This is a genomic window from Paenibacillus sp. FSL M8-0142, from assembly GCF_038597315.1.
In the GTDB taxonomy this organism is placed as follows: Bacteria; Bacillota; Bacilli; order Paenibacillales; family Paenibacillaceae; genus Paenibacillus_AQ; species Paenibacillus_AQ lactis.
In genome coordinates this window covers 5281772-5293711 of record NZ_CP152008.1, presented here as the reverse complement: position 1 = coordinate 5293711, position 11940 = coordinate 5281772, and the positions used below count along the sequence as shown (strand labels likewise).

Sequence of the window (11940 nt, the reverse complement as noted above, 5' to 3'; positions counted from 1 at the left end):
AATGGAACAAAGACCGATACGATTCGGCATCATTGGCTGTGGAATTATTGCGGATATTCATGCACAGTGCATCGAAAGCACGGATGAAGCGGAGCTGGCAGCCGTGTTCGATACGAAGCCTGAGTCGGCTGCAGCATTCGTGGAGAAATACGGAGGGGACGTCTGTGGGAGCTTAGAGGAGCTGCTGGCCCGCCCCGACGTGGAAGCGGTATGTATCTGCACGCCGAGCGGACTGCATGCGGACCAGACGGTGCTCGCCGCGAAGGCGGGCAAGCACGTGCTGGTGGAGAAGCCGATGGCAATCCGGCTGGAGGATGCCGAGCGTATGATTGAGGCTTGCAATGAGGCCGGGGTGCGGCTTGCGACGGTTTTTCCAAGAAGGATGTCCCCGCAGGCGAATTACGCCCGGCAGCTGATCCAGGAGGGACGTCTTGGCAAGCTCAGCCTGTGCTCGGCCTATGTGATGCTGTATCGGGACCAGGCTTATTATGACAGCGCTGGTTGGCGCGGAACCTGGGCGATGGACGGCGGCGGTGCGATGATGAATCAGGGCATTCACACGGTGGATCTGCTGCAGTGGCTTGCCGGCCCGGTGACTTCCCTATCGGCCAAAGCCAAGGCGGTGCTGCGCAGCATCGAGGTGGAGGATACGGTGACGGCGGCGCTGGAATTTGCCAGCGGAGCCCTGGGCATTCTTGAGATTACGACGACGGCCAGGAACGCCAAGGGACAGCGGCTGGCGATTCGCGGCGAGCGGGGTGAACTGGTGATTGAAGAAGACGATATCGTGTCTCTGCAAATCGATGGCGAGGACGTGACGCTGCCTGAATTTGAGGCTTTCCGCATCATCCCGGACGGGCACCGCATGCAGATCGAAGATCTGGCGAGAGCGATCCGCGAAGGGCGGCAGCCGATCGTGCCGGGAACGGAGGGCATCCATTCGCTGGAGATCATCCTTGGCACCTATGAGGCATCGCGACAGCGTAAAGACATCAGCATCGGAGAGAAGGCACCTGCAATATAGAAGGAACGAACCGGATCAGCTGGAGTATAGGGGAAGACTCAGCATGCCGGGAAATGCATGTTCTGAGCAGGTTCTTGCATGCAGGGGAATTAGCCATAATGGGAGAAGTCTTCCAAGCTAGGGAAGTGCACAGATGAAGGAGGTGGGGATATGCACGATCAATCTTTCGGGCTCGTGAATACGCAGGTGAAGGACCGGCTCAAGGTCCGCATCTATGACAGCCGCGAAGCGATGGGAATGGCGGCGGCGGCCGATATCCGCGCTGCGATGCAGGAATTGCTGGCCGCAAAGGAACGTATCCGGATGGTGTTCGCCGCGGCTCCTTCCCAGAATGAATGCCTGGAGGAGCTGGTCCGTTCCGAGGGGCTGGACTGGAGCCGGGTGACGGCCTTTCATATGGATGAATATATCGGGCTTCCGCAAGCTGCACCGCAGCGGTTCGGCACCTTTTTGTCCGAGAAGCTGTTTGACCGGGTTTCCCCCGGAGCCGTGCATCTGCTCGACGGCTTGAATGATCCGGATACGGAGTGTCAGCGGTATGGCCGCCTCCTGGCTGAAGCGCCGATCGATATCGTGGTTCTCGGCATCGGCGAGAATGGGCATATTGCCTTTAATGATCCGCCGGTTGCCGATTTTGACGATCCGGCGCTCGTGAAGCCTGTCGAGCTGGACGAAGCATGCCGCCTGCAGCAGGTGAATGACGGCTGCTTTGCCAGCCTGGATGATGTCCCCAAGCGGGCGCTTACGCTGACGATACCGGCGCTTATGTCGGGGACGCAGCTGTTTTGCATCGTTCCTGGAGCAAGAAAGCGGCACGCCGTGGGGAGAACGTTAACCGGTGATATTAGCGAGGCTTGCCCGGCCAGTATTCTAAGGCGTCATCCGGACTGCACGCTGTATCTTGACCGGGACGCCTATGGGGAAGGTCTCCATGACTAGTAAGGCGCTTGTCCGCGAAGGCCTTCATTACGCAACCGGCGAACGGATTCGAATTACCATAAGTAGCGAAGGTCGCATTACAGAGATATTTACAGAAGATGGCGTTGGCCGAATAGAAGAGATGTCTGCAGACGGCATAGACAGCAAAATTTCAGGGGCGGCGTCAGCTGAAGCTGGCAGCGATGGCGGCGAGGCTTTGGCCACCTACGGCGAGCATTCGGTTCGCGGCGGCGACGGAGAGGTTTGGATCGCGCCGGGACTGATCGACCTTCAGTTGAACGGCGGGTACGGGATTGACCTTAACTCGCTCCCGCTGACAAGCGAATCCGTCATTCGGCTGACGTGCCGTTTGTGGGAGACGGGGGTAACGACGTATTACCCGACCGTCATTACGAACGGCGACCGGGAGATCGAAGAGCTTGTAAGCGCCATCGATCAAGCCTGCCGGGAGGATGCGCTGACAGGGAAGAGCATCGGCGGAATTCATCTGGAGGGCCCTTTCCTTTCGCCGGAGGAAGGGCCGCGCGGAGCCCATGATGAACGGTATATCAGGCCGCCCGATTGGGAACTGCTGCAGCGGTGGCAGGATGCCTCCGGCTCCCGGATTCGCATCCTGACCCTGTCGCCGGAGTGGCCGGAAGCACCGGAGATGATCCGCCGCTGCGTGCAGAGCGGCATCATCGTTTCCATCGGGCATACGGCGGCTACGCCGGAGCAGATTCGCCAGGCGGCACTGGCCGGAGCAAGCATGTCCACCCACTTTGGCAACGGCGCGCATCTGACGCTGCCGCGGCACCCGAATTATCTGTGGGAGCAGCTGGCATTGGATGAGCTGTGGTGCGGCTTCATAGCCGACGGTTATCATGTGCCGGATTCGGTCATTAAGGTGCTTCTCCGGGCCAAAGCGGGCAAAGCGCTGCTGGTCAGCGATGCCGTCTATTTAAGCGGCATGGCACCCGGAAGCTACCGAACGCATATCGGCGGCGAGGTGGTGCTGACCCCCGAAGGAAGGCTCCATCTGGCACGAAAGCCCGAGCTGCTCGCAGGCTCGGCGATGATGCTGGCCGATGCCGTCGAGCGGCTTGCTGCATCGGGGCTATGCTCTTTTGCTGAAGCCTGGGACATGGCTTCCAACGCGCCGGCCCAAGCCGTCGGACGGAAGAACCTGCACGGGCTTAATGAAGGAGCGCGGGCGGATTTTGTCATGTTGGAGCGGCATGAAGGAAAGATCCGTATTGTCGAGACCGTACTTGGGGGCGTGCCGGTATATCAGGCGAGCTCCTGAAAGCCCGCTGGCGAAAGCCGCCGTTCCAAGCATGAATGGCCGATATTCTAATACAGGGAGCCCTTCCGGGATGGAAGGGCTCCTTGCCGTGATTAACGCTGGGATTGACTTGCAGCCTGCTCAACTGCCGTGTTGATTTGTTCATATAAATCTTCGACGTGCAGTCCCGAGATTTCATCAATGGTTTGTATATCTGTGAAATCACGCCGGAATGTAATCCGGTCCCCCTTGGCGCTCATCGTTTCCTCCACGGCTAGGGCATTATAGTCGAGATGGCTTTCCCCCTCGGTATCCAGGCGTACTTGGAACGGAACGCTTGCAGGGAACAGCACGTCCCTAAGCTGCGACTTTGTCAGGAACAGCACATAATCTTCCTCTAATCGGATTTCATCGAAATAAGGCAGCTGAATTTTAGCTTCAATTACCTGCTCCTCCAGCGGATATTGAACCACCTCATACTTTGGAATCGCAATTTGAATCTGTCCGTCCAAATCGCCTAGCAGCTGCTGCTCTACGTCAAAAGTATAAATCTCGCTAACGTAACCGGGTGCCATTTCCCAGGTCTCGACCGGCTTTATATATCGCCCCCGTACAATGTACTCGGAACGCTCAACGATGCCGGGAATATTCCCATTGACCGCATAGTCACTTTCTACATTAACCTCAAAGGTTTGCGGTTCATAGGCGGGCTGGCTGACAAAAACCAAGGTTACTAGCAGAGAAACGGAAATGGCAGCGATAAGAAGTGCAAACATCGTCTTCCTTCGACTGGATCTGCTCAAAGGCAATTCGCTCCTTAGGGTTCAGCGCGGTTACTGGATATTTCCTTTGCTAAGCTTAAATATATAAGCATCCTTAATGAAAAACAATTACAGCAATCAACGGAAAATATCATAAATAAACGAACTTTTACACTTATACACCCTGCCCATACTTCTCCGTAAGCTCTCTCAGAATATCTCTTATGCTGTCCACGAGCTCCTTGGGCTCCAGCACGACAGCCTCGTTACCCAGCCCGAGGAAAAACTTTGCGAAATAGCGCATTTCGCTTATAGGCACTTCCTGCTCGAGCCGGCCGCTTCCATCGGGATTCACGTCGATCCGGGGAACGGGGCATAATTCGGCCTCACAGCGCTGAACGCCCTCTCTCGTCAGTTCGGCAATCATTCGGACATAGACGGCTTTTTCCGCCGCGAATTCTCTCCAGTTTCCCAGATGAATATGGCGGTGATCCAGCGGTTCTACCCCGCTCTCGTCAAAGGCGGCGGAATGCATGCGGTCGCAGCGGAACAAGCGAAAGTCCCTGCGCATAAAGCAGTAAGCGGGACAGTACCAGAAGCCGTTGCTGGCATAAATGCCGACAGGCTGGATGCTTCGTGCCGACAGGCCGTGCTTGGTCTCATATTGGATGCTGACGACCCGCTGCTCCACGGCTGCATCCAGCAATACCCCCAGGAATGCCGCCTTCTGCTTCCGGGTATGGGTTAGAAAATCGACCCGGTTCTTCATCTCGTCAATCCGGTCACGCACATCGCCCGGCATGTAATAATAAAATTTCTGGAGCGCTGCGGACGACTCGGCTTCGAAGGGAAGGAACAAATAATGGCGAAGGGCGTGGCTGGCAAAAAACATCGCGACCGCTTCTTCCTCGCTAAACGCGATCGGCGGAAGGATGCGTTCTCTTAGCACTTGGTAGCCGCCATGCGGACCTACCTCCGAGTATAGCGGGACGCCAAGCTCGCTAAGCTCTTGCAGGTCCCGCAGGATCGTACGGGCCGAAACACCGAATTGGTCGGCAAGCTCCTTCACCGTAAACTTTCGCATCCGATTGACGGTCATCATCAGTTCGATCAGCCGCTTGGATTTCGACATGGGATCAGCTCCGTTTTTTTGAATGACTATGACAATAGTTGTCACTATTATAGCCTATACTTGTATCATAACCCTAGAGAGAGCAGAATGGAAAATGATACAACATAGCGCGCAGGACGCTACTGAGTAATGATAACCATAACGACCAGCGGTTTCCGGAAAAGCGATGCCACGGTTGCGCCTTCCTGTCGCTGAATCTCTTTCCATTATCATTCAAACTAAAAAGCAGGAGTGAACGCCCATGAGTCAACTGGTTGAAATGAAGCAATTGCTGTTTGAGGAGCTGGAGCATATCGTGAAAACCTCCTCCAATCTCATCATGAAAATTTCGGACAAGGATTGGGATTACCGTCCTGCCTCCAATATGCGATCGCTCCTGGAGCTCGTCCATCATCTGGTGTCGGTTCCCGGAGCCGATCTGTTGATCATGCGGGAGAAGCCTGAAGAAGAGGTGCGCCAGCTTGAAGGGGCCATCGCTGCAGACGGCGGCGACAAGGACAAGCTGATCGCATGGATGAACAAGGGGCTGGCCGACTTGAAATCGTATATGGACGGCCTGTCGGATGATGACTTTTTGCATAAAAAGACGACGCCATTCTACTTGGAGCACGGCTCGGCACAAGCCAAATGGCTGATCGAGGTCGTGACGCATGTCCAGCATCACCGGGCTCAAATGTTCAATTACCTCAAAGCCCAAGGCTATGAAGTGAGCATGTTTGATTTGTATTAATTACACAGCAGCTGTGAAGATGATCTTGGGACACCGTCCATAGGTTCGGGCGGTGTTCTTTTGCATTGGTTCAGACCGGGGAGGTAACAAAAATCCCTCAGAATCCGGCATGCGTCACGCTCTTAACCGGACTCTAAGGGATTTCGTGTTGGAATAAGGATATACAAAAATGCCGATTTCTTTTACTCGTCCTGCGACGAAGCTTTGGATGAAGCGCTCGATCTCAGATATTGGGGCGGATTCACGTCATCGATCAACAATATGCCGTCGTATTGATCCCGGGCGATCAGGCTCTCGGGAATCATGCCCCAGCTGTACGCGAAGCGGGGTTCAAACATCCAGGAGTTTCCGGATTCATGGCTGCGATAGCGAAGATCCATGAAGGTATATGGAGCTCCCGATGCCGCTAGAATCGATTCGACCGATCCAGGCTCCGGCGGCAGCACGCCATGGACGGCACCCGTATTGTCGGCGGTTTTGCCGCTGGCCGGATAAAGACCGATTACATAGCTGTATTTTTTCACCTCGTCCGACAGCATCTCGCCCATCAGTTTAACCGGGTACGGGGAGCCCATCACTTCGGTCTGGGCCTTGCGGATGTGATCGTTATGTCCCCAGACGATGAATTTTTCCGTAGGATATGCCTCGGTGGCAAGCCACATGAGATTATCGTGCATTGCCTGATCCCGCCATTCCATCGTTTTCAGGAAAGGCATATAGTCCCCTTTTTCCAAGGCGGCGGTGGATTCAATGGACAGCTCCACATATTCCTCCGCTACCCGGATTCGGTCGCCTAAAGCTCTCTCCAGAAGGAGGGAAAGCTTCGGATTGTCCGGGTAGAGCTGCTTGATATGGGCCTGATTCGCCTCGGTTTTCAATGCTTCCTGAGCTTCCTTGTACACGCTGATCAGATGTTTTTTCTCTTTGCGGTATGCGGCTGCGTCCGAAGCTACCGAATAGTCGGACAGCTTTTTGTCGGCTTCCGCAAGCCGCTTCGCGAGAGCTTTATCCTTCAGCCATCCTCCGTCAAGGAGGGGGAAATGGAGCTGCATGTCGAACCCGGTCAGAACAAGCGGTTGTTCGCTGTTATGCGACGCTTTGATGTAATCGAACAACGGCAGCGTTTCTTTGGACCACCAGACGCCGAAAATCGAATCTTTCATCGTCTGCTCGGCGCTGCGGCCGCTGACTTTTCCGTATGCGATGGAGGCAGGAGCCAGCCCGCTCTCGAATGCCAATACGTTGTATCCCATCTCCTGATGGAGGAATTGGATCAAGCGCGTCTTGGCGAGATTGAATTCGGCTACGCCGTGGGAGCTCTCACCAAGGAACACGAAACGTTTGTCATGCAGGAGCGGCTTCAGCATTTCCAGATCTTGAAACGAGTCCGGCTTGCCGTCCGAGCCAACCGGCTGAATCGTATCAAGCTTATAAGCATGATCCGCAGCCCAGGCCTCCCATTCGGCAATTTTCTCTTCATGGGTTCGGGCTGGCCGGATTTCCGTCACCTTCCCCTGAATGGTGTCAGGGGCGGCTGCTTGAGCGCTCCCCGCATAAGACGCTGTGCCTCCAAGCAGGACAGTCGCCAGCATTAGCGCGGTAAAAGCTTTTCTTGTCTTATGTAGTGTCATTTCGAAAGAGTTCACTCCTTGGTCTTTGGTTTATTCAAGTCGTTCATTCGGTCGACGGTTCAAAGGGCAGAAGCACGGCAGTTTACGGCTTTAATAGACGCGGCATCCCCTCCTTTCAAAAGTCATGAATGTCTTGACGAATGTACGGGTTTCCCCATAACTCATTCATCCCAGAACAGGTCGTCCAGCGTACGGGACAGCGCCTTGCATATGGCAATGCAGAGGCTGAGTGAAGGGTTGTATTTGCCGAGCTCGATCAATCCGATCGTTTGTCTCGATACCCCGACGATCCGGGCCAATTCTTCCTGCGAGAGATCCTTTTCCACCCGGGCCATTTTCAGCTTGATATTTTTCATGCAAAATCACCTTGTCTCCCTTCTTATGAGTCCAGTTGGTCATTTTGCGATATTTTTCGGCTCACTCGATTCGCGAAATGGTGAATGGCCGTCATCGTTCCGGCAAACAGCGGGATGTAGAAGATTAGCGAAAACAGGAATACGGAAAGGAAATACTTCCAAGCGGTCTGACTGCTGCCATCCCCATATACGACGGCGCTTCGTATCCCTAAGATGAGGGCAAGGATCAAGCCGATGGCCAGTCCGGAAATCGCCGTGCGCCGGCTAAACGACATTTTGTTGCGCTGGTCATGTACCTCCACCTCATCGGAGTATATCCCCATCGCCACGCTTCGGATGCTAAAGTACAAGCTGCCTCCCAGGATGACCAGCATTTCGGTCAGAACGGATCCGCGGTCCGGTAAAAACCAGGTTTTGATTACGGCCGAAACGCTGCAGATCAGCATGATCAGAATATAGGCCTCTTTATAAATGCTGTTTTTCAGGTTGACGATACGTTCGTCATCGACTGCTTTCTTTTTAAACCAATTCATTTGTGTACGGCTCCTTTCTAGTAAAAGACAAGTTCGTGCGTTTATTACTTATCCGTATTCTACAGCTATGGATATCATTATGCAATATATATATGTCATTTTGTTAAAAATAATAATCATGCATGAGCTTGTATAACGATTTCATCATGATAGCAGAAGCGGAGCCCTCATTTTTTGATCCGTTTTGCTAATTTGTTGTTTAGATTCTATCCGCTCTCCAATTGTGATAGAATTGGCAATAGGGCAATTTTGTCCTATTTAAATTAAGGGAGGCTTCGTTATGATCTATTACATTCGGTTGCGATAATCAGAGGTGCAGATTTAGAGATAGGCCCGGTCCAATTTTTTGAAAATTATGGGACAAGGGTTTATTTTGCTGCACCTTTATTCATCGACTAATCGAATGGAAAGGGTGGAAACGAAATGTCCCGTTATAATTCAGAGGAGGTATTAACCAAAGCAAGTTTGGTTGCTTCCCAAGAGCAGCTGTTTCGCTGTCCGATCTGCAAAAGTTCGATGCGCGTCAACCGGCTGTCCAGCCTGGACTGCAGCAACGGCCATTGCTTCGATATTTCGAAGCATGGATATGTCAATTTGCTGCCGCGTCCTTCGAAGAGCAAGTATGATAAATCATTGTTTGTTTCGCGCAGCATGATCAGTAACAGCGGTTTCTTCGATCCGCTGATCGAATATGTATGTGATCTATTGATCCGCAGGCGGGAATCGCATTCCGAGATTCAGACTTTACTGGATGCCGGGTGCGGCGAAGGCTCCCACCTTCGGTCAATTATTAGCAATTTGGAGGAAAGGCCTGGCCGCAAGCGCTATTTAGGAACCGGTATCGATATTGCCAAAGAAGGGATCCTGCTGGCTTCCAAGGCTTCGCCGGACCTGGTATGGTGCGTAGCCGATCTGGCGCACAGCCCGTTTGCTGACCGTCAGTTTGATGCTATCGTGAATATATTGTCGCCTTCCAACTATGCTGAGTTCGGAAGATTGCTGAAGGAAGATGGCGTGCTGATTAAGGTCATTCCAGGGAAGTCGTATTTGCAGGAGCTTCGTGAGCTGTTATATGGCAGGAAGAGCAGGGAGCGCGATTCGAGCGGCCATACGATCGAGCTGTTCAGCCGTTACTTTGAGCTCATCGAAACCAAAGAAATTCGGTACCGCAAGAGACTGAGCCCCGAGGAGAGCTCTCTTCTGGTACAGATGACGCCATTGGCATGGGGTGCTTCCCCGGAGTTGAAAATGTCGGATAACCTTCCGAGGGAACTGGAAGTCACGGTGGATTTCACCGTGCTCTACGGCAAACCAAAGCCTGTTCCCGCTGCTGAAGAGAGCGTGTGAACAAGCACATTGTAGGGAATATAAACCAGTTTTGCCCCCGTTGCTAAAACGGCAAGGATTTGGCGATAATGAAAGTCGATACGTACATTGAAAAAAGGTAGGTGGGTCCACCATGACACTGCGTTTGAATCCATACATTATCCTGGATGGAAATGCGAAGGAAGCGATCCGTTTTTATGAGCAGGTACTGGGAGCCGAGACCGTGATGATTCAGACATTTGGCGAAATGCCGGCAAACCCTGATTTTCCGCTGCCTGAAAGCGCCAAGGACCGCATATCCCATGCACTGCTGAAGGTGGGCGGCAGCGAGCTCATGTTCTCGGACACGTTCCCGGGCCAGCCCGTACAATCGAGCAATCAGGTTCAGATTTGCATCATCTCGCAATCGGCAGATCATTCGAAGCGAATTTTTGAAGCTTTGCAGGAAGGCGGGAAGGTTGGCATGCCGCTGCAGGAAACGTTCTGGAGCCCGGCATATGGCATATTGACGGACAAGTACGGGGTGACATGGAATATTTCCACGGAATCCTGATTTCCGCAACAAGCATGACGAAGACCCCTTGGCGGTAAGCCAAGGGGTCTTCGTTCGTTTTTCATATCAATTGGGAATCAAGTTAGAAGGAAGGTGCTTTACGCACGCGACCCGTCCCACCTATTTTTCGACCGGTCAAGCGATTCAGGCTGCTGCTAATCAAAGATGGTTAGTTGTAACTAGCTTGCTTCCGATTCATTACTAAAGGACCATAGGACGAAGGATCGGGATGATGGGATCTTAAATGAAGGGAAGACCGTGCCGAACGAAAGGGAGAAGCTGTGTCCTGATGAGGAAAATAGACAGCTCGATATGTCCTTGTCCGAGAAAGCGGTTTCCATGCATCCTAGTCTGAAAGTCAGTGGGTCGTCATGCCTATTGGAAGGCAACTTTCGATTAAGGTACAATAGCCTTTGGTATATATTAGGAAAAGAGGCGATTGTGATGAGATTCATGCGGAAATGGCTGCTCATGGTCTGCGGCCTTTTGCTTGCAGTCTCCAGCATGATGCCGCTGACGGCGCATGCGGCGGACCAGAAATGGATTAATCAGGTATGGAATGATTACAAAGCGTACAATAAGAAAACCGTAAATGCTTATAACAATTTCCAGAAGCAAATTGATAAGCAATATAAGCAGTTCTATGATGCTTCCCATGCGTCCTTGGACCAATTGGAGAAGACGCTGCTGGACGATCAGAAGCTATGGAACGAGAAGCTGGAGGCGGATCTCGAGCAGTTGAAGGCGAAGTATGAGGGAAATCGGGATATCCAGGATAAGCTTCGTGAGTATGCCCGGGAGATCAATCCCACCTCGATGAGAAGTTCGATGTGGAAGTATGTCTCGGAGGCGAAACGACATTATATGAGCAGCACATTGTGGAAGCTGGATAAGGAAATGAGCGATACTTATCTGAACAGCATGATGTGGACCTACAAAAAAACGATTACTCCGACCTATTTGAACAGCGCGGCATGGAAAATGTCGAAAAATGTCAATGAAAATTATTTGAATAGTCCGATGTGGAAGCTGAAAAACGGCTCCAACGCGCATTATCTGAATAGCCCGATATGGAAGTATAAAAAAGGACAGATCAGCAAGTCAGCCGCAAAGAGCCAGTACAGCAAGCTGTTTAAGACACAGACTGCTGCCCTGTCCAAGAGCAACGCAGCTCTGAAGCAGCAGATTACGGCTATGGCAAGCGGCACGGAGAAGAAGCTCGGCGAGCTGTATGCGGATTCGGTGAAATCCTTGGAAGCTCAGCGGGAAGAGACGCTGAGCCGAATTTCGAAGCTCCGTGCCGAAATTACGGGTGAGGGCTTTACTTGGGAGCCGCTGCTGATTAAAGAATAACAAGCGTCGAAACATGATCATCCTATAGTAAACGTATAGCCGCTTCCGGCGAGACTGTTAGACAGTCCTTCCGGAGCGGCTTTATTTTATTTTTTATCGATTTATCAAAAGGGCCGCTTATAGGCGAAACCACACGTTCATTCATGGGGCCGGATGAATGCTGGTGATGGCCTTTAGTCCTCCCCCCTCATACGTCCCCAGTCATATTTTTTATGAAAATGAAAACAAGAAAATGCAGGATATACTTTGACTTGCAAGCATTTCTCGAATAGTATTATGAATGTAACCTAACAAAAACTAACACAAATAACACGCATAACACACATGGGTTGGTACGG

Annotated in this window: 12 protein-coding genes; 7 read left to right on the top strand and 5 right to left on the bottom strand. The window is 52.4% G+C overall.

Annotation, left to right across the window (positions count from 1 at the left end):
* The first annotated feature begins 1 nt into the window (after position 1).
* From NSQ46_RS24230 to NSQ46_RS24220, 3 genes are all read left to right on the top strand, one after another.
* A complete protein-coding gene (locus NSQ46_RS24230; RefSeq protein ID WP_251536693.1) occupies positions 2-1024 on the top strand; it encodes a Gfo/Idh/MocA family oxidoreductase in 1023 nt (340 codons plus the stop codon).
* 150 nt (positions 1025-1174) lie between these two features.
* Positions 1175-1963 (top strand): glucosamine-6-phosphate deaminase, encoded by a 789-nt coding sequence (locus tag NSQ46_RS24225; protein ID WP_251536695.1) that lies wholly within the window; start codon positions 1175-1177, stop codon positions 1961-1963.
* Complete coding sequence (locus tag NSQ46_RS24220) at positions 1956-3248, top strand: amidohydrolase family protein (protein ID WP_341034241.1); 1293 nt, start codon at positions 1956-1958, stop codon at positions 3246-3248. Before NSQ46_RS24225 ends, NSQ46_RS24220 begins: the two co-directional genes overlap by 8 nt.
* Before the next feature lie 92 nt (positions 3249-3340).
* Here NSQ46_RS24220 and NSQ46_RS24215 read toward each other — a convergent pair whose 3' ends face one another.
* A complete protein-coding gene (locus NSQ46_RS24215) occupies positions 3341-4030 on the bottom strand; it encodes a hypothetical protein (protein WP_341034240.1) in 690 nt (229 codons plus the stop codon).
* A 133-nt stretch (positions 4031-4163) separates the two neighbouring features.
* The gene (locus tag NSQ46_RS24210) at positions 4164-5120 is read right to left on the bottom strand and encodes a YafY family protein (protein WP_341034239.1); all 957 of its coding nucleotides are present in this window, start codon (positions 5118-5120) and stop codon (positions 4164-4166) included.
* Between the two features lie 241 nt (positions 5121-5361).
* On the opposite strand from NSQ46_RS24210, the gene NSQ46_RS24205 reads away from it, so the two are divergent.
* The gene (locus tag NSQ46_RS24205) at positions 5362-5850 is read left to right on the top strand and encodes a DinB family protein (RefSeq protein ID WP_341034237.1); all 489 of its coding nucleotides are present in this window, start codon (positions 5362-5364) and stop codon (positions 5848-5850) included.
* 182 nt (positions 5851-6032) lie between these two features.
* Here NSQ46_RS24205 and NSQ46_RS24200 read toward each other — a convergent pair whose 3' ends face one another.
* The 3 genes from NSQ46_RS24200 to NSQ46_RS24190 form a co-directional block, all read right to left on the bottom strand.
* Positions 6033-7481: an erythromycin esterase family protein gene (locus tag NSQ46_RS24200; protein WP_341034236.1), complete on the bottom strand. Its 1449-nt coding sequence runs from the start codon at positions 7479-7481 to the stop codon at positions 6033-6035.
* Positions 7482-7642: 161 nt separating this feature from the next.
* Positions 7643-7837 (bottom strand): helix-turn-helix transcriptional regulator, encoded by a 195-nt coding sequence (locus NSQ46_RS24195; RefSeq protein ID WP_007131544.1) that lies wholly within the window; start codon positions 7835-7837, stop codon positions 7643-7645.
* A 23-nt stretch (positions 7838-7860) separates the two neighbouring features.
* Positions 7861-8370: a DUF6773 family protein gene (locus NSQ46_RS24190; protein WP_007131545.1), complete on the bottom strand. Its 510-nt coding sequence runs from the start codon at positions 8368-8370 to the stop codon at positions 7861-7863.
* 423 nt (positions 8371-8793) lie between these two features.
* On the opposite strand from NSQ46_RS24190, the gene NSQ46_RS24185 reads away from it, so the two are divergent.
* The 3 genes from NSQ46_RS24185 (at position 8794) to NSQ46_RS24175 (ending at position 11602) form a co-directional block, all read left to right on the top strand.
* Positions 8794-9717, top strand: coding sequence for a putative RNA methyltransferase (locus NSQ46_RS24185; RefSeq protein WP_341034234.1), 924 nt, complete (start codon positions 8794-8796; stop codon positions 9715-9717).
* A 112-nt stretch (positions 9718-9829) separates the two neighbouring features.
* Positions 9830-10249 carry a VOC family protein gene (locus NSQ46_RS24180; protein ID WP_007131547.1) on the top strand — a complete coding sequence of 140 codons (420 nt, stop codon included), beginning with the start codon at positions 9830-9832 and terminating at the stop codon, positions 10247-10249.
* Positions 10250-10693: 444 nt separating this feature from the next.
* Entirely contained in the window at positions 10694-11602 is a 909-nt protein-coding gene (locus NSQ46_RS24175; RefSeq protein ID WP_341341598.1) for a hypothetical protein, read from the top strand.
* Positions 11603-11940 lie beyond the last annotated feature (338 nt).

What these genes read in the sequence shown, in the direction of transcription:
- NSQ46_RS24195 (WP_007131544.1), bottom strand. Translation starts at nt 7,837, where the DNA reads ATGAAAAATATCAAGCTGAAAATGGCCCGGGTGGAAAAGGATCTCTCG.
- NSQ46_RS24205 (WP_341034237.1), top strand. Translation starts at nt 5,362, where the DNA reads ATGAGTCAACTGGTTGAAATGAAGCAATTGCTGTTTGAGGAGCTGGAG.
- NSQ46_RS24185 (WP_341034234.1), top strand. Translation starts at nt 8,794, where the DNA reads ATGTCCCGTTATAATTCAGAGGAGGTATTAACCAAAGCAAGTTTGGTT.
- NSQ46_RS24190 (WP_007131545.1), bottom strand. Translation starts at nt 8,370, where the DNA reads ATGAATTGGTTTAAAAAGAAAGCAGTCGATGACGAACGTATCGTCAAC.
- NSQ46_RS24210 (WP_341034239.1), bottom strand. Translation starts at nt 5,120, where the DNA reads ATGTCGAAATCCAAGCGGCTGATCGAACTGATGATGACCGTCAATCGG.
- NSQ46_RS24225 (WP_251536695.1), top strand. Translation starts at nt 1,175, where the DNA reads ATGCACGATCAATCTTTCGGGCTCGTGAATACGCAGGTGAAGGACCGG.
- NSQ46_RS24175 (WP_341341598.1), top strand. Translation starts at nt 10,694, where the DNA reads ATGAGATTCATGCGGAAATGGCTGCTCATGGTCTGCGGCCTTTTGCTT.
- NSQ46_RS24220 (WP_341034241.1), top strand. Translation starts at nt 1,956, where the DNA reads ATGACTAGTAAGGCGCTTGTCCGCGAAGGCCTTCATTACGCAACCGGC.
- NSQ46_RS24200 (WP_341034236.1), bottom strand. Translation starts at nt 7,481, where the DNA reads ATGACACTACATAAGACAAGAAAAGCTTTTACCGCGCTAATGCTGGCG.
- NSQ46_RS24180 (WP_007131547.1), top strand. Translation starts at nt 9,830, where the DNA reads ATGACACTGCGTTTGAATCCATACATTATCCTGGATGGAAATGCGAAG.
- NSQ46_RS24230 (WP_251536693.1), top strand. Translation starts at nt 2, where the DNA reads ATGGAACAAAGACCGATACGATTCGGCATCATTGGCTGTGGAATTATT.